This window comes from Nocardiopsis mangrovi (genome assembly GCF_042653925.1).
GTDB classification, from domain to species: Bacteria; Actinomycetota; Actinomycetes; order Streptosporangiales; family Streptosporangiaceae; genus Nocardiopsis_B; species Nocardiopsis_B mangrovi.
On the sequence record NZ_JBHSFQ010000017.1, the window covers coordinates 23,579 to 47,210 of the forward strand.

22 protein-coding genes, 1 tRNA gene and 2 pseudogenes are annotated in these 23,632 nt (G+C 69.1%); 6 read left to right on the forward strand and 19 right to left on the reverse strand.

Features of this window, described 5'->3' with window-relative positions; genetic code table 11:
• Window positions 1-141 precede the first annotated feature (141 nt).
• Window positions 142-1,113, reverse strand: a complete 972-nt coding sequence (corA, locus tag ACFO4E_RS17440; protein WP_378576126.1) for a magnesium/cobalt transporter CorA — start codon at window positions 1,111-1,113, stop codon at window positions 142-144.
• Window positions 1,114-1,637: 524 nt separating this feature from the next.
• Between corA and ACFO4E_RS17445 the strand changes: the two genes are divergently transcribed.
• Window positions 1,638-2,126: a hypothetical protein gene (locus ACFO4E_RS17445; protein WP_378576127.1), complete on the forward strand. Its 489-nt coding sequence runs from the start codon at window positions 1,638-1,640 to the stop codon at window positions 2,124-2,126.
• A gap of 128 nt (window positions 2,127-2,254) precedes the next feature.
• Here the strand turns inward: ACFO4E_RS17445 and ACFO4E_RS17450 are convergent, their stop codons facing one another.
• The 3 genes from ACFO4E_RS17450 to ACFO4E_RS17460 form a co-directional block, all read right to left on the reverse strand.
• Window positions 2,255-3,187 (reverse strand): glycine betaine ABC transporter substrate-binding protein, encoded by a 933-nt coding sequence (locus ACFO4E_RS17450; RefSeq protein ID WP_378576302.1) that lies wholly within the window; start codon window positions 3,185-3,187, stop codon window positions 2,255-2,257.
• Window positions 3,188-3,298: 111 nt separating this feature from the next.
• A complete protein-coding gene (locus tag ACFO4E_RS17455; RefSeq protein WP_378576128.1) occupies window positions 3,299-4,540 on the reverse strand; it encodes an ABC transporter permease in 1,242 nt (413 codons plus the stop codon).
• A complete protein-coding gene (locus ACFO4E_RS17460; RefSeq protein ID WP_465263133.1) occupies window positions 4,537-5,898 on the reverse strand; it encodes a quaternary amine ABC transporter ATP-binding protein in 1,362 nt (453 codons plus the stop codon). The genes ACFO4E_RS17455 and ACFO4E_RS17460 overlap by 4 nt, the downstream gene beginning before the upstream one ends.
• A gap of 552 nt (window positions 5,899-6,450) precedes the next feature.
• On the opposite strand from ACFO4E_RS17460, the gene ACFO4E_RS17465 reads away from it, so the two are divergent.
• The gene (locus tag ACFO4E_RS17465) at window positions 6,451-7,002 is read left to right on the forward strand and encodes a rhomboid family intramembrane serine protease (RefSeq protein ID WP_378576306.1); all 552 of its coding nucleotides are present in this window, start codon (window positions 6,451-6,453) and stop codon (window positions 7,000-7,002) included.
• A 239-nt stretch (window positions 7,003-7,241) separates the two neighbouring features.
• On the opposite strand, the gene dcd is transcribed toward ACFO4E_RS17465, so the two are convergent.
• Window positions 7,242-7,817: a dCTP deaminase gene (gene dcd, locus ACFO4E_RS17470; RefSeq protein WP_378576130.1), complete on the reverse strand. Its 576-nt coding sequence runs from the start codon at window positions 7,815-7,817 to the stop codon at window positions 7,242-7,244.
• Window positions 7,818-7,959: 142 nt separating this feature from the next.
• Between dcd and ACFO4E_RS17475 the strand changes: the two genes are divergently transcribed.
• Window positions 7,960-8,033 (forward strand) — tRNA-Gly (locus ACFO4E_RS17475).
• 98 nt (window positions 8,034-8,131) lie between these two features.
• On the opposite strand, the pseudogene ACFO4E_RS17480 reads toward ACFO4E_RS17475, so the two are convergent.
• The 10 genes and pseudogenes from ACFO4E_RS17480 to ACFO4E_RS17525 form a co-directional block, all read right to left on the reverse strand.
• Window positions 8,132-8,494, reverse strand: a pseudogene (locus tag ACFO4E_RS17480) (tyrosine-type recombinase/integrase); the annotation flags it as partial.
• Between the two features lie 126 nt (window positions 8,495-8,620).
• On the reverse strand, window positions 8,621-9,316 hold the full coding sequence (locus tag ACFO4E_RS17485) for a protein phosphatase 2C domain-containing protein (protein WP_378576131.1): 696 nt from the start codon (window positions 9,314-9,316) through the stop codon (window positions 8,621-8,623).
• A gap of 43 nt (window positions 9,317-9,359) precedes the next feature.
• Window positions 9,360-9,611: a hypothetical protein gene (locus ACFO4E_RS17490; protein WP_378576133.1), complete on the reverse strand. Its 252-nt coding sequence runs from the start codon at window positions 9,609-9,611 to the stop codon at window positions 9,360-9,362.
• 139 nt (window positions 9,612-9,750) lie between these two features.
• Window positions 9,751-10,779, reverse strand: coding sequence for an HNH endonuclease signature motif containing protein (locus tag ACFO4E_RS17495; protein ID WP_378576135.1), 1,029 nt, complete (start codon window positions 10,777-10,779; stop codon window positions 9,751-9,753).
• Between the two features lie 325 nt (window positions 10,780-11,104).
• A complete protein-coding gene (locus tag ACFO4E_RS17500; RefSeq protein WP_378576136.1) occupies window positions 11,105-12,217 on the reverse strand; it encodes a protein-L-isoaspartate O-methyltransferase family protein in 1,113 nt (370 codons plus the stop codon).
• Window positions 12,218-12,228: 11 nt separating this feature from the next.
• Window positions 12,229-12,648 (reverse strand): lasso peptide biosynthesis B2 protein, encoded by a 420-nt coding sequence (locus ACFO4E_RS17505; protein ID WP_378576138.1) that lies wholly within the window; start codon window positions 12,646-12,648, stop codon window positions 12,229-12,231.
• Window positions 12,645-12,908, reverse strand: coding sequence for a PqqD family peptide modification chaperone (locus ACFO4E_RS17510; protein WP_378576140.1), 264 nt, complete (start codon window positions 12,906-12,908; stop codon window positions 12,645-12,647). The genes ACFO4E_RS17505 and ACFO4E_RS17510 overlap by 4 nt, the downstream gene beginning before the upstream one ends.
• Entirely contained in the window at window positions 12,905-14,692 is a 1,788-nt protein-coding gene (locus ACFO4E_RS17515; protein WP_378576142.1) for an asparagine synthase-related protein, read from the reverse strand. The genes ACFO4E_RS17510 and ACFO4E_RS17515 overlap by 4 nt, the downstream gene beginning before the upstream one ends.
• Entirely contained in the window at window positions 14,686-14,856 is a 171-nt protein-coding gene (locus ACFO4E_RS17520) for a lasso RiPP family leader peptide-containing protein (RefSeq protein WP_378576144.1), read from the reverse strand. Before ACFO4E_RS17520 ends, ACFO4E_RS17515 begins: the two co-directional genes overlap by 7 nt.
• Before the next feature lie 456 nt (window positions 14,857-15,312).
• Entirely contained in the window at window positions 15,313-15,492 is a 180-nt protein-coding gene (locus ACFO4E_RS17525) for a hypothetical protein (protein ID WP_378576146.1), read from the reverse strand.
• Window positions 15,493-15,828: 336 nt separating this feature from the next.
• On the opposite strand from ACFO4E_RS17525, the gene ACFO4E_RS17530 reads away from it, so the two are divergent.
• Window positions 15,829-16,875: a helix-turn-helix domain-containing protein gene (locus ACFO4E_RS17530; RefSeq protein WP_378576147.1), complete on the forward strand. Its 1,047-nt coding sequence runs from the start codon at window positions 15,829-15,831 to the stop codon at window positions 16,873-16,875.
• An 11-nt stretch (window positions 16,876-16,886) separates the two neighbouring features.
• Entirely contained in the window at window positions 16,887-17,474 is a 588-nt protein-coding gene (locus ACFO4E_RS17535; RefSeq protein ID WP_378576149.1) for an HD domain-containing protein, read from the forward strand.
• A gap of 475 nt (window positions 17,475-17,949) precedes the next feature.
• Here the strand turns inward: ACFO4E_RS17535 and ACFO4E_RS17540 are convergent, their stop codons facing one another.
• The 3 genes and pseudogenes from ACFO4E_RS17540 to ACFO4E_RS17550 all read right to left on the reverse strand — a co-directional run bounded on the left by ACFO4E_RS17540 (window position 17,950) and on the right by ACFO4E_RS17550 (window position 21,622).
• Window positions 17,950-18,744, reverse strand: coding sequence for a class I SAM-dependent methyltransferase (locus ACFO4E_RS17540; protein WP_378576151.1), 795 nt, complete (start codon window positions 18,742-18,744; stop codon window positions 17,950-17,952).
• 70 nt (window positions 18,745-18,814) lie between these two features.
• On the reverse strand, window positions 18,815-20,140 hold the full coding sequence (rsgA, locus tag ACFO4E_RS17545; protein ID WP_378576153.1) for a ribosome small subunit-dependent GTPase A: 1,326 nt from the start codon (window positions 20,138-20,140) through the stop codon (window positions 18,815-18,817).
• Between the two features lie 342 nt (window positions 20,141-20,482).
• A pseudogene (locus ACFO4E_RS17550) lies at window positions 20,483-21,622 on the reverse strand (family 43 glycosylhydrolase).
• 202 nt (window positions 21,623-21,824) lie between these two features.
• Between ACFO4E_RS17550 and ACFO4E_RS17555 the strand changes: the two are divergent.
• Complete coding sequence (locus tag ACFO4E_RS17555; protein WP_378576155.1) at window positions 21,825-22,787, forward strand: MerR family transcriptional regulator; 963 nt, start codon at window positions 21,825-21,827, stop codon at window positions 22,785-22,787.
• Window positions 22,788-22,989: 202 nt separating this feature from the next.
• On the opposite strand, the gene ACFO4E_RS17560 is transcribed toward ACFO4E_RS17555, so the two are convergent.
• A complete protein-coding gene (locus tag ACFO4E_RS17560; protein WP_378576156.1) occupies window positions 22,990-23,538 on the reverse strand; it encodes an ATP-binding protein in 549 nt (182 codons plus the stop codon).
• Between the last annotated feature and the right edge of the window lie 94 nt (window positions 23,539-23,632).

Here is a 23,632-nt window from a genome sequence, read left to right on the forward strand (position 1 = left end):
GTGCTTCGGCCGTGGTGCGGACACCACCCCGGCGGGTCCGCCGACGCGCGCGGGTGGCGGGAGCGACGCCCCGGCGGCTCGCCGGACCGCCCCCGGCAGCGAGCGGACTCGGCCGGTGGCGGTACGGACCGGGAGCCCCCGCTACAGCCACTTGGTGCGCTTGAACACCACGAAGAGCGCGACGCACACGAGGGCCATCATGGCCAGGGCGGTCGGGTAGCCCCAGTACGCCTGGAGTTCGGGCATGATCTCGAAGTTCATGCCGTAGATCCCGGCGATGAGCGTCGGGCCCATGATGATCGCCGCCCAGGCGGCGATCTTGCGGGAGTCCTCGGCCTGCTGCACGCCGACCTGCGCCAGGTAGGCCGACATCACCTGCGGGAGCAGTTCGTTCATCGCCGCGATCTTGCCGCTGACCTGGATGGCGTGGTCCTGGACGTCGCGGAAGAACGGGGCCGACTCCGCGCTGAGCCGCACGATGTCGCCCGCGGCCACCGCGCGCACCACCGGGATCAGCGGCTCGGCCGCGTTGTGCATCTCCAGCACCTCGCGCTTGAGCGCGTAGATCTCGCCCGGAGAGGCGCCGCCGGAGAGGAAGACCTGCTCCTCCAACTCCGTGATCGCGCTCTGGACCTGGTCGGCGATCTCGATGTACTCGTCCACCACCGCGTCGAGGATGCCGTACAGCACGACCGACGCGCCGAACGCCCGCATCTCGGGGTCGGCCTCGAACTTGCGGCGCACGGGCGTGAGGGGGTCGACCTCCCCGTGCCGGACGGTGACCACGAAGCTGCGGCCCAGGAAGACCAGGACCTCCCCGCTCGTGACGTCCCGTACCTCGGGGTCGTAGGTGAGGGCCTTGAGCACCACCAGCACGACCTTGCCGTAGCGCTCCAGCTTCGGGCGCTGGTGCGGTGTGAGGGCGTCCTCGACCGCCAAGGGGTGCAGGTCCAGTTCGCGGGTCGCCAGCTCGAACTCGGCGCCGGTGGGCTCGTGGAGGTCGATCCAGCAGAAGGCGTTGTCGTCCTGGAGCAGAGCCGCGTCGAGGGAGTCGCTGATGTCGCCCTCGACCGGGTCGCGTCGTTCCGCGCTGTAGATCGCGCACTCGGTCATCACAACGGATCATTATGCGGCGCCCGCAAACCGCCCGGTCCGTTCAGAGCCCGACAAAACCGTCGAACCGTGGCCGGATGCGGCCACCCCCGCCTCCATCGTCCATCGGAGGGGGTCGCCGCAGCTCGGGACGGCGCCCTCCGTGAGGGCCGTGGCGACGATCGCTGATCCTGGGACGCGCGCCGCGGGCGGCGCCGGAATCGCGTGGGGATCCGGGAACCCGCCCGCCGTTTTCGGCCGGCGCGGCGGACCGGACGCGGTCCCGGACCGGCTCGGCGCGGACCGCCGCGGCGGCGCTCTCCGGCCGCCGTCGGGCGGTGGGCGCACGGGGCCGGCGGGAGCGTCCGCAGCGGGTGCCTCGGGGGCCCGAATCGCCTCCAGGGCAAGGGATTGCGCGCTCCGAAAAGAATGCGGATCGGACGCCGAATCCTGACCGGTTCGGCCGTTGGGGCCCCTTCCGAAACGATAGGGTTCGATCGGCGATAGCCACACCCCCCGTAATGCTCCGTGAGAGAGGCATACCCGTGTCCGAAACGGTTCGCTTGATCTGCCCGATGGGCCGTAAACAGGGGGAACTGTGGGCCGGAGGGGTTCTCGCCGTTGCGGGCATCGCGGTGGTCGCGGCGGCCCCGGCCTTCTGGGGGAGCCTGCTGCTCGGTGCCGTCCTCGTCCTCGGCGGGGCGGCACTGGCCTGGCACGGGTACCGGATCGCCGTACCCGTCCTGGAGGTCGAGGACGACGAGTTCCGCTACACGCGCGGACGCTACATCGTGCGCATCCCGTTCGCCGACGTCGGTTCCTACTACGTGCTCCCCGGGCGCACGCGGTCGCTGGGGCTGTGCGACACCACCGGCCGCCCGCGGATCTTCCCCTCGGTGGAGGGTCGCCGGGCCAACCGCCCCTACCTTCCGCTGACCCGGCGCACCTCGCCCGCCAAGGTCGACGCCTTCATGAGCGCCGCGGGCATCCCGCCGCGCGACCGCTCGCTGACATCGGGCTCCGGCCCGGCCTGATCCCTACCCGCGCCGGGCCGCCCTGAGGCGGTCGGCGGCACTGACGGCGATGGCCCCCGTGCAGGTGCACGGGGGCCATCGCCGTCAGTGGGCCGGGCCCGGGTCGCGACGCCCGGGGCCGGCGCGCGTCAGGAGGAGAAGTCCAGCCCTTCGGCGTCGTCGCCCATGACCTCCGGGAGGAAGTCGGGGTTGTCGGCCAGCCACGCGCGGGCCCCGGCCTCCTCGTCGCCCTCGTGGTCGATGAGGACCGCGGTCTCCAGCGCCTGGAGCTGGTCGTCGTCGAGCGTGAAGTTCGACAGCCAGCCGTTCAGCTCCTCGTAGTCCGCGCCGAAGCCCTCGCGGCCCACCATGTGGATGCTCTCGGCCTCGCCCATGGCGCCCTCGGGGTCCTCGAGGTCCTTGAGGTCGTACTTGGAGTACTCGATGTGCGGGCGCCACAGGGTGACGACGATCGGCTCCTCGTCGGCGATGGCGGTCTCCAGCTCCTGGAGCATCGCCGGCGTCGAGGACTCGACGAGCTCGTACTCGTCGCCCAGGTCGTAGGCGGGGATGGCGGAGTCCTTGGTGGTCTGCACCAGGCCCGAACCCGACTCGATGCCGACGATCCGGCCGTCGAACATGTCGGCGTTGCCCTTGAGGTCCGCGATGCTGTTGATGTCCTCGACGTAGGAGGGCACCGTGATCTGGAGGCTGGCGTTGTCGTTCCAGGTGCCGAGGTCCTCCAGGCGGTCGCCGTACTCCTCCCAGTAGTCGGCGTGGGTGATCGGCAGCCAGGTGTCGAGGAAGAGGTCGATGTCGCCATTGGCGGTGCCCTCGTACATCGGGGCCACGTCGACGTTCTCGATGTTGACCGTGTAGCCCTTCTCCTCCAGCACCGCCTTCCACAGGTGGGTGACGGCGATGTCCTCTTCCCAGGGGATGAGGCCGATGGTGATCTCCTGGCCCTCGCCCTCGCCCTCCTCGGGGCCCGTTGCGACGCCCCCGCCGCTGCCACAGGCACCGGCGAGCAGGGTCAGGGACACCGCGGCGGCCCCGATTCCGAAGATCCGCGTGGAACGCATGCTGTCGCTCACGTCCGACTCCTCCTTGTTCGTGCGGGTGAAATTCCGTTCCCCGGCCGGTGCTGGACCGGCCGGGGATACACAGGGGGTTGGGGTGCGGTCGGGCGGCGGTCAGGCGGCGGTGCGCTGCGCCCGGGCAGCGGGGGAGAACCGCGTGACGGCACCGGTGAGCCGGTCCAGGAAGATCGCCAGGATGACCACGGCCACCCCGCCCTCGAAGCCGACGGGGACGTTGCCCTGGGCGATGCCGATGTAGACGTCGTTGCCCAGGCCACCCGCGCCGACCATGCCGGCGATGACGACCATGGACAGGCTGAGCATGATCACCTGGTTGATGCCGGCCATGATCGTGGCCAGCGCCAGCGGCAGCTGGATGCGCCGCAGGATCTGGAGATCGGGGGCGCCGAACGCCTCCCCCGCCTCCACGAGCTCCTTGTCGACCTGGCGGATGCCCAGCTCGGTCAGGCGCACGCCGGGCGGCATCGCGAAGATGACCGTGGCGATCACGCCCGGGACCGCGCCGATGCTGAAGAACGCGATCGCGGGCAGCAGGTAGACGAACGCCGGGAGCGTCTGCATGAAGTCCAGCACCGGCTTGAGCACGGCGCTGACCCGGTCGTTGTACGCGGCCAGCACGCCGATCGGCAGCGAGATCAGCACGGCCACCGCCGTCGCGACGAGGATCAGCGCGAGGCTGCTCATCGCGTTGTCCCACTTGTCCATGCTGATGATGAGCAGGAAGCCCAGCAGGCTGAACAGGGAGACCCGCCAGCCCGCCACCACCAGCGCCAGGATCGACAGGAGCGGGGCGACGAGCAGCGACAGCTGCACGCCGGCGATGAAGTGCGCCACGAGGACGAACAACAGGATCGCCGCCGTGCCGCCGGACAGCGCCCATTGGCGCCGGTCGCGGACCGTCGCGGCGCCGATGCCCACCAGCGCGGCGAACAGCAGCAGGGCCAGGACCAGCGGCGGGTAGACGTACTCCGAGCCGAACAGGTTCATCGCCCAGAGGAACAGCGGGGCGGGCAGCGAGCCGATCACGGCCGCGGCCGCGCCGCCGGCCAGCTCGGCGATGTAGAGGACCGCCCAGGCGCCGGCCGCGATGTAGACGGGACGGCGGACCCCGCGGGCGACCAGGCCGCCGCCCACGATCACCGCGGCGACCAGGGTGAACTGGGTGGCGGAGGGCATGCTGAACAGGCCCGACAGGGACTCGACACAGGCGTCGATGATCATGCCGATGAAGGCGAAGACGGGCTGCATGTTGCTGCGCAGCCACTCGATCGCGGCGTCGAAGGCGGTGCCCACGGGGATGCGGGGCACGGTGATCGTGAAGAGCGCGGGGTTCATCGCCGTCCCCCTTCGTCGTCGGCCGCGACGGGCGCGGCATCGCCGCCGGCGGCGTCGGGGGCGGTCGTATCGGCGGTGTCGGAGGCGTCGGAGGCGTCGGAGGCGTCCGCGGCGTCGACGGGTTCGGCGGAACCGGCGGAATCGGCAGTGCCGTTGTCGCCGTTGCCGTTGCCATTGCCGTTGTTGCCGGGGGCGAGGGCCGCCAGCAGCGTCACCCGGGGGATGACCCCGACCAGGCGCTCATCGTCGTCCACGACCGCCAGCGGGTACGGGCTCTCGGCCGCCTGGGCGAAGAGGTCGGCCACCGCGGTGTCGGGGTGGACCCGCTCGATGTCGGCGTCGATCAGCCCATCGAGTTCCGTGACCCCGTTGCGCACCGCCTGCCCGATGGCGCCCTCGCGGACGGCGCCCACGAGCCTGCGGTTGCGGCGGACCACGAACGCCGACGGCGTCTGGTTCTCCCGCATCGTGCGCAGCGCGGTGCGCGGCCCGTGCGACGGGTCGATCACCGGGATGGGCGGCTCCATGACCGAGGACGCGGTGAGCACCCGCGTGCGGTCGACGTCCTCCACGAACTGGGCGACGTAGTCGTTGGCGGGGTCGTTCAGGATCTCCTCGGCGGTGCCGATCTGCGCGACGCGGCCGTCGCGCAGCACGCAGATCCGGTCGCCCAGCCGCATGGCCTCGTTGAGGTCGTGCGTGATGAAGATGATGGTCTTGCCCAGCGTCTCCTGAAGCTCCAGGAGCTGGGACTGCATGTCGCGTCGGATCAGCGGGTCGAGCGCGCTGAACGCCTCGTCCATCAGGATGATGTCGGTGTCGGCGGCGAGCGCCCGGGCGAGGCCGACGCGCTGCTGCATTCCGCCCGAGAGCTGGCCGGGGACCTTCGTCTCCCAGCCCTCCAGCCCCACCAGGCTCAGCGAGTGGCGGGCCTTCTCCAGCCGCTCCTCCCGCGGCACGCCGCGGACCTCCAGGCCGTAGGCGGCGTTGTCCAGCACCGTGCGGTGCGGGAACAGCGCGAAGTGCTGGAAGACCATGCTGATCTTGCGGCTGCGGAGGCCCCGCAGGCCCGACTTGGACAGCCCGGTGATGTCGGTCCCGTCGATCTCGACGCGGCCCGATGTCGGGGCGAGCAGCCCGTTGAGCATGCGGATGAGCGTCGACTTGCCCGAACCGGAAAGGCCCATGACGACGAAGATCTCGCCCGGCCGCACCTCGAAGGAGACGTCGATGACGGCGGCGGTGACGTTCAGCTGCCGGATCTCATCGCGGTGCCGACCGTCGGAGAGCAGGTCCACCGCTTTGGCGGCTCTCTTGCCGAACACCTTGTAAAGCTTGTCTGCGCGTACTGCTGGCACGGTCTCCTCTTCAGTTCTGTCCATCCCGACGCGCTGGGCTCTGCGGCCGGCCCCTGGTGCGAGGCGGCCTCCCCCGATCCCCGCTTGCGCGGAACACGAACGGAACCGGCGAGCGGCCCGGGCCGCGCGGCGTCATGCGCGCCCGCGCGAGGCGCGGAGGCGGCGGCCGCGCGATCCATGACCACTCTGGTCGTTTAGTCCTATTTGTCGCGATAGGAACCTTATCGAGGAAACCTGGACGATCACCGTGAAGATGTCACGGTGAGATAACGCGTTTAAACATCCCAAAATCCGAAAGCGAACGTGTGACCCGCACATCCAGTCCTCGCGCGCAAGCATTTGTGATTTACATCACGGACTTTGAAAATGTGACCTGTGTCACTGATTTCGCAATCTTCCAGCTCACGATGGCTACGCAGCGAAGATCATCATGCGAGTAGCGTGACCACCTCTCGGAGGGGCCGGGGGCGCTTTATCTCGGCCTTCGGCCGCTCGCCTAGAGTCGGAGGCGTGACACATTCACGGATGGTCGGCTTCTTCACGGTCGCCGCGATGCTGGTCGCGATGTGGGTGTTCGAGATCGTCGACACCGTGCTCGCCGGGGCCCTCGACATGACCTTCGGCCTGCGCTCGTGGACCACGGACAACCTGTGGAGCGTCGCCACCGCCCCGTTCATGCACGCCGACTTCAACCACCTGATCGGCAACTCGGTCCCGTTCCTGGTCCTGGGCTGCCTGGTGGCGTTCAGCGGCCTGAGCCGGTTCGTCTGGACGAACGCGATCGTCATGGTGGTCAGCGGAGTCGGCGTCTGGCTCTTCTCCGGCCCGGGCACCCTCACGGTCGGGGCGAGCGGGCTGATCTTCGGTTACTTCGGCTACACCGTGCTGCGCGGGATCGTCGAGCGCAAGACCGTCGACATCGTGATCATGATCTGCGTGATCCTCTTCTACGGCACCCTCATCTGGGGCGTACTGCCGCAGCAGGCCGGGATCTCCTGGCAGGCCCACCTCTTCGGCTTCATCGGCGGCCTCGCAGCCGCCTGGATCCTCCCCCGCCGCGAAAAACCCCGCCCCATCGCCGGCACCCAGGGCCACTACGGCTGAAGAGGCCCCGAGGGGGTCTCACCAAAGGCCGACGACGCGGCCCGGTCGCCTCACACCGGGGCCCGGGGACAACGGTCCCCGGTCCCTCACAACCGGACCCGATCGCCGCACAACTCGGTGCGGGGCCATCGGAACCCGGTCGCCTCACGACGGGGCCCGTGGGGACGGGACCCCGCCCAGTCCCTCACAACGGGACCCGGTCGCCGCACAACTCGGCCCGGGGGACGGCGCCCGGTCCCTCACAGCTCGGTGCGGGAGAAGTTCAGGTACGACCGCGAAGGCGTGGGGCCGCGCTGGTCCTGGTAGCGCGAGCCGTACCGCGACGACCCGTAGGGCGTCTCGGTCGGCGAGGTCAGCCGGAACATGCACAGCTGGCCGATCTTCATCCCGGGGTACAGCTTCATCGGCAGCGTCGCGACGTTCGACAGCTCCAGCGTCACGTGCCCGGAGAACCCGGGGTCGATGAACCCGGCGGTGGAGTGCGTGAGCAGCCCTAGGCGCCCCAGCGAGCTCTTGCCCTCCAGCCGGCTCGCGATGTCGTCGGGCAGCGTCACCACCTCGTAGGTGGACGCCAGCACGAACTCGCCCGGGTGCAGGATGAAGGGCTCGTCCCCGTCACCCTCGACCAGCCGCGTGAGATCGGGCTGCTCGACCGCGGGATCGATGTGCGGGTACTTGTGGTTCTCGAACACCCGGAAGTACCGGTCCAGCCGCACGTCGATACTCGACGGCTGGATCAGCCCGGGATCATAGGGGTCGATCCTGACCCGCCCGGACTCGATTTCGGACCTGATATCGCGATCAGAGAGCAGCACGGTCAAGAACCTACCTGCTAGAACCTCACCCCCACGCCCCCCACCCACCCTCCGCCCACCGGCCCCACTTGCAACCGGTTAGCGACCACCCAAGCCTTCCGCTAGACTGTCCCCACCGGTGGCCACCACAACGGCCCACCACGCGGATGTAGTTCAATGGCAGAACTTCAGCTTCCCAAGCTGATAGCGCGGGTTCGATTCCCGTCATCCGCTCCACACAGCACAAGGCCAGGTCAACCCGAACATCCCGGGGACCTGGCCTTAGTCGTTCACGGACCTCTCACGGGGCCGCGTGCCCGCTACGTGCCCGATGCTCAGACACGAGCACCGATCAGGGGCGGACCGTCGTCGTCATCCGGATCGTCTTCTTCGTTCGCACGCGCCTTCCTCAGTTCCTCGGTGGCCCTCTCCCCCAGCAGGTCGGCCAACTGCCGGGCCCGATCGTCGCGTGCGTGGAGATAGACCATCGCGGCCCGTGGGCTGGAGTGCCCCATGCGGTTCATCAGCTCCCGGAGGGACGCGCCGACTTCGGCCGCGTAGGTGTTGCCGGTGTGCCGAAGATCGTGGAGGTGAACGTCCTCCAGGCCCACGGCCGCGCAGGCGTCCGCCCAGTACTTCGAGAAGTTCGACCGCCGGAGCTGGTTGCCATTGACCCCGACGAAGACGAACCCGTTCGGCCTGAATCGCCATCATGACCACCTCTCATTTACCCCCTAGACAGTCGCGAGCGTCCGCGATCAATGGAGTATCTAGGGGTACGGGCAGATAGGTACAGGCGACTTGATCGATTGTCTAGGGGATACTCAGACAGAGGGCCGCCAGACCACAACGGTCGCGTCGTCGTGATGCTTGCCGCGTGGATAACGGCGCTGTTCAGGGTCGGTGCCCTCGGTCTCGCGCACGCGCCGGATCAGCTCTTGAGGACCGCGTTCAACGCCGAGCCGCAGCGCGTCGCGCCAGGTCAGTTGCCCGAAGAGGTCGACGATGCGGCTCGCGCCGTCGGTGAGCATCGCGAATCTTGCAAGGTCGCCCCCAGGAACCGTCCCGGTGATGGCCTCACGCGCCGCCCGAGGATCGGCGCCCGCCGTCCAAAACCCGTCCGGAATGTTGCGGTAAGCGCGAGCGGCGCCCTTGACCTGACTCTCACGACCCAACCGGTCTTTCAGCTCGTCCAACCGGGTGTCGATCACCGCTTCGGCGCGTCCGTCGGCATGGTCGAGCACCAGGACCGAGTCCGAGAGCACAAGGTAGTCGAGCCGCTCGCCGGTGAACCGAACGGCGACCACGGTCGCCGGTGGACTTTCCTGGTTGGACAGGTCACAGGTGGCGGAGTGCAGCGACGTCGCCGCCTCGATCGCTGCACCCAGGGCATCGGCGAGGGTCGTTCCGGGGGTCATGTGGGCCAGCAGTAGCCCGCCCAGGCGGCGGGTATACCAGGCCACCCCGTGTACGCATCCGGTCTCGACACCGGCCGGAGTGCTGGCCCCGTCCAGGAGCACGGCGGCATCGGTGGTGATCGCGGCGAAATCCTCGTTGGCGCGATCAGGGAAGGCGGGCGAGGTGGGCGGTGCGGAAGGCCATGGTCCAGGCCTCGTCGTGGCGGCACAGCGGCGTCAGCAGCTTCGGCATCACGGGCTCCTCGGTCTCGGGGTCGTACTCGGTACCCACCAGAGTGGAGAACGGATGTGTCCCGATCTGGCCCCATAGCGTCGACAAGTCGCGGGTGACCAGATGGACGCCCCCGTCAGCCGGGGGCGTGGATTCCGACCAGCGCGAGGAATGTACCTTTGCCATCCGGACGCGGCAAGCATCCCAGATTGGCGACGTCGGTGGGCTTGCGTGCTGGAGCCAAAGCTCTGGGCTGACCGTCTGGCGGGTTTCATCAAGATCAGGATCGAACGGGCGCGCCACACAAATTATCTAGAGAATTGATTTATTTAATGATCCTTTCGGATCTAATTTTCTCCTCATCCTTCACCCTCCTGAGGGCGACGTTGTAGGCCCATGCATACGTCGATACTTTTCGCCCAACACCTCTGTGATTTGTGGTCGCCGCCCTACGAACACGATTGAATTCCTGAACTAGCCTGCGTTCCAGCAATCCCCCTAGCTCTTCCTGCGTCCAGCCATACAAATTCTTCAGCTCAAAGATCAATTCTTGGTCAAATCCACCTTCCTTGGCTTTTTCGTAATCATTGTTCCTATTTGAGTTATTTGGCACTGCCTCGTGAATATATTTGCGAAGGAGTTGCTGAACATTTTCACCCATCTCTCGCATGTGAGAATCTCGATCATAGGAATAATCGATCCACTTCCAAAACGCCTCTGCGTCCGCTACATCAGGGGCCATCTGGTGGTGATAAGGACAGAGGAGCGCAAAATTTCTGACATCGTTAGACCCACCTAGCGCTTCAGGGAGTGCGTGGGCGCGTTCAACGGTACTCTCCCAACAGATCTGACAACTACCATCTCGACCCAGATATCCCGCAATGGATCTGACAGAGGGCTTCGATGACCTGGAATCGGACAGATACTCTCGCTGGCGTCGAGCAAAAGAGTGGTGATCAAATTTGTCTTCACTCCCATCTTCCGGAGGATTGATTATAAGCAGGCCAGGTATATCTTCACGCTGAGGGTGCGGGTTCCTGACATGCATGAGTGGAGTTTTAACCTCCGTTAAATATGGGAAGAGATATTCGGGTATAAAATTGGATATGATCTCAAATGAATCGTGATCAAATCCCCCGAGATCATTCAGATGCCCCTGAACTGACAACCAGAGAAATCTGGGCTTTCCCGGATATTTTTTCGCAGCTGATTTCACCACTTCAAATATCCGCTGAGCACACAGTTCAAAGTCTTCTTCCACTCTCATGTCGTGATAGAGGAGAATCGACTTTCGCCTCTCTGGCGTCACATTCATACTTATTTTATTATTGTTTTTCTTCTTTTTCTTGGGCACAAGGACACAGTAAGGCTGAGGTCAGACATTCTCTACTCCAGCAGGAGGGGGAAGCTCGGACAGCATCCTGAAGCAGCCAACGACTTGGGAAGACGTCGGAACGCCCGAAACCACCAGGACACGAGCCAGATCAGCGCAGTTTGACGAAACGTGAGACCAGCCGTCAGAGGTGTTCTCGGGTTCCCAAACCGATAGCGCGGGTTCGGTTCCCATCATCCGCCCTGTACGAAAAATGGCTCTGACCTAAGGAAACACTTCGAACATGCAGGGCCATTTTTGCGTCGAGGGTGCACGGGCCCGATCACAGCCCCGCGGCGCACGGGGGTCAGATGGACCAGGCGGAGGGGATCAGCAGCGGGCGCGGGGCGTACTCGGCCTGGGTAAGCGTGCCCGACCATTGAGTGAGCGGCGGACGGCCGGCGTCGTCCCATCCTCGAACAAGGTGGGCGAGCTTGGCGCCGAGGGCAGGGTCGGTGTGCATGACCGATCCGTTGGTGCGCAGCCATGCCGCCCGGGTGTCGTCGGCGACGATGGCGCACATCCCGCCCCAGGGGTCGGTTCCTTCGAGGTAGGCGCGGGTGGTGCGCGGGTCGTGGGCGGCGAGGTGGAACCAGCAGTCGTTGTAGGCGTCGGTCTCCAGCGGGGCGAGCACATTGGGGATGCTGCCGGGGGTGCCGGGAAGGGTGGCGCCGGGTTCGCGGCCGATGACCTCGGCGGGGCGCAGCGGGCCGACGGCGGTCATGAAGTCCGACCACAGCCGCGGGCGCACCGACCGGTCGTGGTGGAGTTCCATGGTGGGGTGCATCCCGCCGTGTGCTGTGGGGGCGAGCACGAACCCGCCCTCGGCGAGCTGGTCGAGCCACGCCGGGGGGACGCCGGCGATGCCGACGGTGACGATGATCCGGTCGAAACCCCCGGGCTCCGTGCCCGGTCCGTCGTATCCGTCGGTGTGGACGACGCGGACCAGGTCGCCCATGCCCAGACGGCTGATCGACGCGGCGGCGCCTGCGGCGGCGGCCGATCCGGCTTCGATGGTGACGACCTCGGCCCCGGTGATGGTGGCGATCAGCGCGGCGTTGTATCCGGTCCCCGCTCCGATCTCCAGGACCCGCATGCCGGGTGTGAGGTCGAGGGCTTCGATCATGGGGCCCATGATCGTCGGGGCGCTCGATGACGAGGCCGGCATACTGCGGTCGCTGGGCATGATCGTCATCAGGGACGCGTCGCTGTAGATGATGTCGAGGACGTCCTCGCCCGGCGTCGCGTCCTGGGGCACGTCGTAGTGCTCGCCGCGGTAGTAGAAACCGGTCACGCACTTATGGCGCTCGATGGTCGCGAACGCCTCCTGCACCGTGTTGCTGGTGATGGTGCCCTGGTCGCGCAACGCGTTGGCGTAGCGGTCGAGACGGCGGGTCATCTGGTCGGGTGCTGTGGCCACGTGCTGGTCTCCTAGATGGTGATGGCCGGCCTGTAAGTGATTCGGGGGTCGTCGGGTTCGGCGACGGGCCCCTCAATGGTTTCGATCCATGCGTGCGAGGCGGGCGGAGGTGAGGAGAATCCGGCCACCCACCGCACCCGGCCGCCCTGGGCACGGCAGAGCAGCGCCACCGAGATCGACCGCAGCAGGCACCCGTGCGGACTCGCGCACCGCAGACTGACCGTGACCACGGCATCATGCGCGGCCATCGCCTGCTGAGTTGAGGCCGGAGACGCTCCTGCGAGCAGTCGGCGCAGGGCGCGACGGACCCGCGCGGGCCGCCCCCGTGAGACGGCCACGAGCAGCCGGGCTGCGGCAACCGCTGAGAGCGCGAGCACACGATCCCACGCTCTCAGCGGGTGGGGGCGTCGCAGGACGACCTGCGGGCTCATCGGTTCCCGTCTTCCATGATGAGGCCGTGCGCGGCCAGGACGGCGAGCGCGGCCTCGGCATCGTGGCGGGCGCGAGCGTCGTCGATGCCGTACCGGTGGCGTAAGCGCTCGGCCGCCGCGCTGGTGCCACCGGCCAGCGCCGCGAGCAACGCCTCGCGCCCGGAGTCGTTGAGGTGGAACATGCGGCCGGTGCGCTCGTTGAGCACCATCGTGCCGTCGTCGGTGGAGGTGAGGGTGATGTGGGGGGCGAGTCCGGTCACAACGCTTCCTGTCGAACGACGTCGGTGGTGCGCGTCCAGAGTTCGAGGGTGAGCAGGTCGGTCACGTATGCCGGGGGCAGACCGGCGGCGCCCCATCCGACGAGCGCCCGGTGCAAGCGGTCGGGTTCGACCAAGCCGAGTTCGGCCAGGGCCGGCGAGCGCACCAGGTCGAGCACCCGTGCCCGGTGTCGCGCCCAGCCTCGGTGAATATCGGGGGTGTAACTCCCCTTGGTGGTACGCGCGAGCAACGCCTCGGGCAGGACGTCGCGCATCGCCTCGGCCAGCAGGGGTTTGAATACCCAGGGGTCGCTTCGCGCCTCGGGCCGGACGGTCAGGCACGCCTCGACGACCGGCCGGTCGAAGAAGGGGAACACCACCGGCGGCCCGCCGAGTGCGGTCATGGCCTGGCCGTAGGTGGCAGCCGCAGCGGCCGACGTTCGCACGCGAGCGAGGGCGGCGTGCACGGTCCGCTCCCCCCACGGCTCGACTTCACTCACCGCGAGAGCGTCGGTGACCAGGCGCCGGGCGTGCGGGCTCGCCCACGGCGCCATCCGCGGGTACGCCTCCCAGGCAACCGCGTCGCGGATCGGATCGACGTCGCCGTCGAGGCACTCGGCCGCTTCGCGCAGCCACTGCCAGTGGGGCTGAGAGGACAGGGCGTGCCGGGCAAGTTCGACCGCCGAGGTGGCGTGCAACGCAGCGTGCCCCCGCAGGAGCCGCACCGCTCCATGGTGCCGCTGGCGCAGCAACAGGCCCAGGTGGGAAAGCGGGGCGCCGAGCACCTCATCGCCCCCCTGCCCGTTCAGATGCACCCTGCTCCCGGCCCTCGCAAGGGCACTGACGGTGTGGGCGAGGCGGGCTGCCCCCACGGCCGCGGGCGGTTCGTCGGTGTGGGAAGGGACGGCGTTGGGCAGGTCGGCGAAGAGCTCCGGAGAGTCGTCGAGCACCTCGTGGCACGCTCCGAGGTGCTCGGCGATCAGGCGTGCCCAAGGAAGGTCTCCGCTGGTCCTAGACGGCGTCGTCACCAGGCGGACTTGCTCGGCGCCGACCGCGCGCACGGCCAGTGCCGCGAGCGCCGCGGAATCCAGACCGCCCGACAGCTCGACCGTGACCGGCCCGCCCACGTGGCGCACACGCCCGGCGATGGCGTTCTCCAGCGCCTCCCGTAACCGAACGGCCCCGTCCCGCAAAGGGGCCTCAGCGGAAGGCGGATGCCAGTATCGGGTGATCCCCGCAGGTTGTTCCCCTGCGAGTTCGGCGCGGCAGCCAGCAGGCACCGGGGTGACCCCTTCATAGGGACTGCGGGTCTCGCGCACTGGTCCGGGCACCGCCGGGGCACACATCCGTCCGGCCGTCCACTCCGGATCGGGGCCGGCGCCGCGCACCGCAGCGAGCACCCTGGCCCGGTCTCCAGCAACGACGGCGCGGCCATAACGGGCGGTGTAGACGCGGCGCAGCCCGGCAGCGTCGCTGTAGGCGAGCATGCGGCCGGGCTCGCTCACGAGGAGCTGGTAGCTTCCAGCGAAGCCCGTCAGTGCGTCGTAATCCCGGTGCGCGACGGCGCGGTGTAGCGCGTCGGCGAACTCCCCGGGTTCGGCGAGGACATCTCCGATCGCCGCGGCCTTTACCTCGCCGACCTTCGCCGTGAGAACAGGACCCGGTTCACCGACCAGCCACGCCCGCCCCGAGGAGTGCCGGGCGATGACTGGCCAGTCGGGCGGGGGTTCGGGGGCGGCGCCCGGAAGCATGAGCCACCAGGCGCCGCCGAGCGAAGGGGTCACCACAGCTTGGACGGCCCCTTCTTCACCGGCTGCGACCAGTAGCCCGCGCCGCTGCCGTCGTCGGCGTGCTCGGACGCGTACTGGCCACGGGTCATCTCGCAGAAGTCGCCGACCTCGATCACCTTCGGCGGCTCGTAAGGGGCGTGGATCGGCTCGTTGTCGTTCATCAGTTGCCTTCCTGTTGGAAGAAGAGTGGGCGGGCAGGAGGGTCCTGTTCCGTCACCGGGGTCGGCCTGTACCTGGCCGAGATGGATGGCCGGACGCCGTGTGCAGGGGAACGGCGGCGTTCGGCGGGTGTGCGCTCCGGCTGAGTAGCGGAGTGGCACGCGGTCTAGGTCTTCGAACCGGGCCAGCCGTAGGTGAGGCGCTGGAATACGTAGCAGCGCAAGGACTCGTCACTCATGTTGTGGAGAGCACGGAAGAGCTTCTCGTCCCATGCCTGACGTACCGTCAAGGGCTCATCCGGCGGCACTGTGGCGACCCGGCTCTCGTCCCCGTGGGAGGCAGTGAAGATTCTGTTGCCCGCGAGATCCGAAGACGGGCACTCCTCAATGCCCACCCCGCGTTCTGCGGCCCACACACGCGCAGGTCCGACATGCTGACCCGCTGAACATTCACGGTCTTCACGCGGCCCGCCCCTCCCACTCCAAGCGCTCATCGCGGGCGTCGGCCAGCGCGTCACGCGTGCGGCGGGTGTGCCACGCGGCTACGTCGAGACGCAGGGCGCGCGCCGTCATCATCTCCCATTCGATCCGGTATGGCCGTACCCGCCTCCGGCGGGCCGGTACGCTGTTCTCCGTCATCGTTCGCTCCATGCGCGATCGGTGGCCGCGCCCCGGGTCGGTAGGACGACGCCGGGGCGGCCTGTCTTCGGGGTTTACGTCGGTTACGACTGGTCGCCCATACCCACGGGGCGACGGCATCCGGCGCACCGGACGCCAGGTCGCGGGGGTTTATCGTGGTCCCGACACTACGGAATCGACCGCTTACGCTGAACTGACTGCCAGTACGAATGTTCAGGCACGTCAACCAGCGCGGAGGGGGGCGGAATGGCCGCCCGGAGCCGACGAACTCTGACTGTCGGTCGGGGTTTCTCCCCGAGAGCCGACGGAGACCGCGAAGGACGGATCTCCGGGTACGTGCTGAAGACCATCCGCGGCTCGATCGGGCTCACCCAGGAAGACCTGGCCGAGCGCTTCCAGGTCGACGTGACGACCGTCCAAGGGTGGGAAAGCGGACGCCGGCCTCTCATGGCGGTCTCCGCCGGGACGTATCTGCGCCTGCGCCACACACTGCTCCGGATGGGGGCGTCCGTCCGCCTCCTGGAACAGCTCGACGTCGCCATGGAAGCGGACCGGTTCGTCGGCTACGTGCTCGGCGCCGACGGAGCTCTGGAGTTGGACGGGCATCCGCTCGCCACATGGGTCATCACTCGGCCGTTCACGGACCTGATCGGATGGGTCTTCGCCGGAACCGTGCCGGGGATCTTCGCGTCGACACCCCAAGTCTCTCGTCGAGGCCCTTCAGCGACAGGGCCGCAGCTGGCGTCGGACGAGCAACGCCACGTCGTCACACACCTGCGTTCGGCTGCCGAGCAAGCGCCGGATACCGTCGACGGAGCCCTTCTCCGACGCCAAGCGCACTACGTTGTGGGGTTCGACTCCAGTAGCGAGACGGTGGAGTGGCTGGCGGTGATGCAGCGCCGTGAGCAGCGTCTGCTCCGGACCGACGAGTGGTCGCCTTCATGGGCGGTGGTGCGCTCTGGTGCCCACACGCTCGCTCGCACGGGCGATGGTGAAGCGCTCTCCCGGTTCATCCAGGTGCACATCGAAGCCGATGAGACGGAGATCGCGAACCTCAACTACTGGGCGTACTGGCTGGGAGAGCTCGGGGACCCACAAGTCAGTGACACGTTCATGACCGAGACGGACTTGGACGCCTGGCGTGGCACCCGCCTCCTCGACCACCTCGCCACCAAGCTCCACGCGGGAAACCCCTATGTCGACGTGGTGGCCCACACGATGTGGTCACTGATCAACCGAAAACCGGAGATCCTCGACCCGGACCGAAGTGACACGGTCTCCACCGCCGCCCGGCGGCTCCTTGACGAAGGGGCGGTTTCACCGCAGTCCCGCCGGGAGTTGGAGGAAGTGCTTTACGCTCTACGGATCATCCACCGGCGTTGAGAAGGAACCTCATGGCTGACGACCAGGACGCCCGCACCGTGGACTTCCTCTACGAGATCGGGTTGTTGAAGCGGCTTCCTCGCACCGGGTGGGTCATCGCCGGCGTCGCCGACCCGGAGAGCATCGCCGACCACTCCCACCGCACGGCGATCACCGCGGCCGTCATCGCCTCGATGGAGGGCGCGGATCCTCAGCGCGCGGCGTTCCTGGCCCTGTTCCACGACACGCAGGAGAGCCGGACGACCGACATCCCGCACCTGAGCAAGCGGTACTTGAAGGCCGTCCCGAACATCGAGGTGACCGCCGACCAGGTCGCCACCCTGCCTACCGGCGTGGCCGAGGTGATCAGCGGAGCGGTCGCCGAGTACGAGGGCCGAGAATCCGCCGAGGCCACATGCGCCCGGGACGCCGACAAGCTGGAATGCCTGCTCCAGGCGGTCGAGTACCGCGAGCAGGGTAACCAGCACACCCAGGCGTGGATCGATACATCGATCGCGTCACTGGCGACGGCGTCCGCCAAGCGGTTGGCCGCCTCCGCGGTGGCCCGGGGACCGCTGGAGTGGATGCACCGCGCCCGCGACGAGAAACCGGCCCTGTAACCGTGTGAGACGTCGATCGGGATTGACGGCGCCCCACACGCCCAGGGTCAAGTTGCCGCTGGGACGGACACAAGGTGGCGGGACTGGAGCCGGACAACGGGGCCGATTCCCGGATGTTCCCTCGCCCAAGGCTCAGGCGCAACGGGCGGCCGTCGAGACGGGGACCTGCCCGATGTGTGTCCCCCGGGAATCCCGACTCGTTCCTGAAATCGGTCATCCCACACAAAGCACCTGCTACGCGTGCACCCGCATGGTGCACGGGCTCTGCCGCAAGCCCACGTAACCCGCTACACCCCGGAGACGACTCTGCCGACGCCGTCAGCGATTCCCACAAATTCGCAGGTCAGCGCGCTATTCGCTGGGTGGTTCGATTCCCGTCATCCGCTCCACGTATGGATAGGCCCTGACCTGCGGAGCATTACCGCGAGGCCAGGGCCTTCGTTACGCGGGGTGCACCGGAGGGTGCACGGGGTGGTCAGGCGGTCGGTGGTTGCGATTCTCCTCCCAGGTGTGGGCGGAGGATGTAGCCGGTGTACTGGTAGTCGGCGCCGTGGTCGCGGCGCATTGCTATCTCTCGGCGGGTGGCGGCGATCGCTTCGGGCATGGATGGGGTCGTCAGGTCGGCCGCGTCGGCGCGTTCGGCGAGTGGTGTGTAGTACTCGTCGAACCAGTCGTCGTCCGGGAGTGGGTAGCGTCCGGTGACGGTGAACCCGGCCTCGTGGGCCGCGGCGGTGTTCTCCTCCCCTGTTCGGAGCCGGTAGAGCCCGTCCCAGAAGGATTGCGCCTCCGCGGAGGGGGAGGCGGTCGTCCATTCGCACTCGGTGACGACCAGGACTCCGCCGGGGGCGAGCAGTCGACGCCACGAGGTCAGCGCGGCGTCGAAACCCATGCGGTAGACCGAGCCTTCCGCCCACACGAGGTCGAAGCCGTCATCGGCGAAGGGCAGCTCGGCCATTGATGCCCGGACCGTGCGGATGGCGTGGTCCAGACCTCGGTCGGCGGCGGCGCGGTCGAGCTCGTCGAGGAACGGCTGATGCAGGTCGAGGGCGGTGACCTCCGCTCCGGCCTCCTCTGCGAGGAGCAGTGCGGAACGCCCAGGACCGCAGCCGATGTCCAGGACGCGGGGACGGACCGGCAATGGTCCCGCCATGGCGAGCAGGCGGCGGGTGGTGGCGTCGGAGCCGGGCCCCTGCCGGGGCAGGCCGTGGGCCAAGGTCAGGAAGGCCGCGGAGAGGGGGTCGGTGAATGCTTCGTCCGGTGCGGCGCTCACGCTGGCGGATGCTCCTTCCGGGAGCGGTCGGCGGGCCGATGGCAGAGGGCCGGGCAGTAGGCGACGGCGCTCATGGTCGCTGGTCGCGGAACTTGTAGGTCGCCCGCAGGTGGCGGGTGATGGCCTTCTGTTTGTCGGCCCGTTCTGAGCGACGGCGGGCGTCGTTGCGTGAGGTCGCCCATTCGTTCTCGCGTTGGAGCTTGCGGTAGCTGTCCAGCCGGCGCCGGGGTAGGTCTCCTGCCAGGATGGCCGCCTGGACGGCGCAGCCCGGCTCGCTGTCGTGGGCGCAGTCGCCGAACCGGCAGTCCCGGGCGAGTTCCTCGATCTCGCCGAAGACCTGCTCCAGGCCATCGGCGGCGTCGTGGAGGCCGATGCCCCGCAGGCCGGGGGTGTCGATGAGCACGCCGCCGCCCGGCAGGGGCAGCAGCTCGCGGCGGACGGTGGTGTGGCGGCCCTTGCCGTCCTGCGCGCGTACCGCGCCGGTGGCGAGCAGGTCCTCGCCGAGCAGCGCGTTGGCGAGCGTTGACTTCCCCGTGCCGGACGGCCCGATCAGCACCGTGGTGCCGCTGATCAGCGCGGCCAGGTCGGCCAGCCCTTGGCCGTCGACCCCGCTCGTGGTGACGGTCTCGACGCCGGGTGCCAGGAGCCGTACCTCGGTGCGGACGGCGTCGGCGTCGTCATCGGCGGCGAGGTCCGCTTTGGTCAGCACCGCCACCGGACGGGCTCCGCTGTCCCAGGCCAATGCCAGGAGCCGTTCGAACCGCCCCGGGTCCAACGGAGCGGCGAGGGAGACGGCGATGACGACGGTGTCGACGTTGGCCGCCAGCACCTGCCCGTGCGACGAGCGCGAGGCGGAGGACCGCACGATCGCGCTGTGCCGCGGCAGCAGCGCGGCGAGTTCCAGGGCCGGGACGGGGGCCGACTCCGGATCCGCGGGCTGGGCCGATGCCGGAGGCGAGTGCCGGGCCGATGCCGGGAGCGGGGGCAGGGCCGATACCGAGGGCTGGGCCGATGCCCAAGGCGGGGGCGGCTCGGGGTTCGACTCCGCGTTCGGGTTCGGCCCCGGCTCCGGAGTCGGGGCCAGGGACGGGCGGAGGGCGGCCCAGTCGCCGGTGCAGGGGGCGAGTGACGGGTCGGAGGGGTGTAGTGCCGAGGTCGCGGCGCGCGCCGGGCCGTGTTCGGTCACTACGTCGCATCGGCCGCGGTCGACCCGCACGATGCGGGCCGGGATCAGGCCGGCCTCGTGATACGGGGTGAAAGCGGCGCCGAGTTCAGGGGTCCACCCGTAGGCGGACAGGTTCCCCGGGGTGGAGGCGGCGCCGAGCTCGGGCGTCCGCCTGTTGTGGGACGGGTTCCCATCGGACGGACGGGAAGGGTCATCGGATCGTGGTCGCAACGTGAGACACCTTGTGGGAAGGGGCCCCGGCAGGACACGGGTGTCCTCCGCCCTATCGCGAGCGGGAGAACTCGGGGGTCAGACCGGGGTCCGGGACGTGAGGTCGGTCCGGGAGCCGCGCACGGCAGCGGCCTTCACCGCGGTCATCAACCTCACCTCCCTGTCTCATCCGGTCGTCCAATGCCGACGGCGCATAACGTAGCACGGTGCTGACGGGGCGGCGAGCGGTTTTTCCGGGTCCCGGCGGAGCCGTGTCCGGGCGATCCGTGCCCCCAACCCCGACTGCACCCGGCCCGCACCCGACTGAGGTCGGCCGACGCCGGCTGACCGCAGTCGGTTCGGTCAGGGCACCTCGTGCGGGGTGGTGCTCTCCAGGGTGGGGACGTCGGGCGAAATGGTGCCGTCGTCGTTGAACTCCAGCCGGTCGATGGCGGTCTCGCGGTGGGTGCCGTCGCCGTCGGGGACCGTGAAGCGGTGGTAGGCGATGTTCCAGTCGTCGGTGCCGGGCACGCGGAGGACCGATGTCCCGTGCCCTTGATCCCCAGGAAGACGTCCTTTGATCCCCAGGGAGAGGTCCTTGCGGAGGATCACCCCGTGGGTGAACGGCCCGGTGGGGCTGGCGGCCGTGGCGTGGCCGACGCGGTAGTCCTCGCTGCGGGTGTCGTCGATCGACCAGGTCAGGTAGTAGGTGCCGTTTCGGACGCTCATGAACAGGCCCTCACGGAAGTCGTCCAGCCCGCTGATCGAGCGCACGTCGGCGAGGTCGAAGGACATCACGTCCTCGGCCGGCGGCACGGCATAGGCGCCGTTGCCCCAGTACAGGTAGGACGTGCCGTCGGTGTCGGTGAACACCGCGGGGGTCGATCATCTGCCCGGGTAGGCGCCGGCGGGCACGAGCGGCTCGCCCTTGTCCTCGAAGGGCCCGGTGGGCGAGTCCGCCACCGCGACGCCGATGTTGGTATCGGATGAGAAGTACAGGTAGTAGCGGCCGTCTTTTTCGATCATCGCCGGAGCCCAGGCGCGATCGTCGGTCCAGGCGACATCCGGGCCGAGATCGAGGATCACCCCGCGATCGGTCCAGTCGATGAGGTCGGTCGACGACCACGCGCTGAACCGCGTGCCGCTCCAGCCGGGGAAGCCGTCGGTGGTCGTGATCGTCGACATACGAATCGTGTGCGCGGCATGTCGATGTGCGTCGGGAAAGGACGGCTTCGTCGGCTTCGCCGGTGTCGGCCGAGTTCGCGATCCTTGTTCCGGGCGTCCGATCACGGGGCGGGAACGCCCTGCTCGGCGGCTGCGCCGCGTCCCCGGGAATCGGGCCCGGACCGGCGCATGCCCCACCGATTCGGCGAAACCGCTGACACCGGCGGCCCGCTCCGGGGACACTTCTGGGTGTCGAGGCGGGACCGTCCGGCGGCGTCGGAACGGCGCGGTGGGGCGGCCCGGTGCGGCCGACGGCCACACCGGGTCCGGGGTCCGCATCGGCGGCGAGACGCCCGCCCACCCCGCGCGACCGCGCGGCCGGGGCCGGTGCGCGCCCGGACGACAGGGCGATCCCCGCGCCCGCCGGCACCCGCGGTGCCGGACCGCTCGGCGTCCTCCGCACCCGATGAGGAGGACCACCACCTTCCTGCGGCCGGAAGTGCGGCACGAGTCGCACCGGTGCCGCACCGATTGGGGAGCGATGGACGAACCACTCTTGCCGCCCTCCGCCGTCGCCCACCTCCTCGGGGTCGCCCCGACGACACTGCGAAGCTGGGACCGGCGCTACGGCATCGGCCCCGATGAACGCACCCGAGGCGGCCACCGCCGCTACTCCGCCGCCTCCCTGGACCGGCTCCGGGTGATGTGCCGGCTGGTGGCCGAGGGCGTCGCCCCCGCCGACGCCGCCGAGCACGCCTTGGCCGGAAGCCGCTCAGCGGGCTCGCGCGTCCCCCAGGCGCGCCCGTCGTCGCGCGCCACCAACCCCGGCGGCGGCAACACCCTCCCCTTGGGCCGGTCCGGCCCCACTCTGCAAGGGATCGCGCGCGCCGCCGTGCGGATGGACGTCGACACCGTCGAGGTCCTGCTGGAGGAGGCGTTCCGGACCCGCGGCGCGATCGCCGCCTGGCAGGACCTCGCCATGCCGCTGCTCGTGGGGATGGGGCTGAAATGGGAGGCCACCCGGCGCAATGTCGAAGTGGAGCACCTGCTGACGTGGAGCGTGTCCTCGGTGCTGCGGCGGTCCCTGCGGCCGCGCGCGTCGCACGACCACGAGCCGATGCAGCGCTCGGTGCTGCTCGTCTGCGCGCCGGACGAATTGCACACGCTGGCCCTGGAGGCGCTGGCGGCGGCGCTCGGCGAGAAGGCGGTCCACTGGCGCATGCTCGGCGCGGCCACCCCGGTCGCCGCGACCGTCGCGACCATCGAGCGGACGGCGCCGTCGGCGGTGGTGGTCTGGAGCCAGACGGCCGAGACCGCCGACCTGTCCTGCCTGGCCGCGGCGCACCGCGCGCAGACCGCCGCGCGCCAGCGGAGCCGGCTGCTCACGGCCGGCCCTGGCTGGGGTTCGGTCCGGGCGCGCACCGGGGTCGGCCACCTGGCCTCGCTCCCCCAGGCGATCTCCCTGCTCACGCCTCACAGCGCGGCGTCCTGGCAGCGGCGGTGAACGGGCGTTCGCGGCTGTTCCCCGGTCCGCCCGGCCTCGGCCCCGGAGGCTGCGCCGCCACGCGACCGCTGCGAGCCGGGCCGCGGTCGCGGCGGCCTCCCCACGGCACCGATCACCGGGCGGTCCCGGCGCTCCCGGTCGGCGCGGGCTCCGCACCGGTGCCCGCGCTCCCGCGGCCGTGCGATCGCCGCGGCCCGGGGGCTCAGTCGCGGCGGCGGCGGTTGTGGACGGTCACGAAGTCGGCCCAGGTGATCATGGGACCCATGTAGTCGCCCTGGGGCTGTTCGGGGCCCGCGGTGAAGATGCTGGCGTAGCCGCGCAGCTCATAGCCCGGCCCGCCTTCGGCGGGCAGGCGCCCCCACTCCTTGGTGAGCGCGGCCGCCAGGAAGAGCCCGCGTCCGTCGCGGCGGCGGAGGTCGGGCGAGAGCACCCGGGCGGTGCTGCGCGGCCGGTCCCGGCGCGGCCCCTGGTCGATGACCTCCAGGTGGAGCGGCCCGCCGATGAGGCCGACGATGCTGACGAAGACCTCGCCGCCGGCCTCGCCCGACGCCGAGTGGACGACGGCGTTGCCGAAGAACTCGCTCACGACCAGTTCCACGGCGTCGGCCACATCGGGAAAGGGCCGGAGAAGGTCGCGGGCCCATAGCCGCGCCTCCCGGCATTCGGTGGCCACCCCGGGGAAGGCGCGGCCGGATTTGACGGTGTAGATGCCGCTGTCGGCGTACTCGACGTGCTCCTGCCGGTCACCCATTCCGGGCCACCACCTTCACGCGCTCGCTCTCCACCGCTGTACGGCGGGGAGGGAGGATCCGGACGGTCACCGAGCCCGGTGTCCCGCTCGTCCG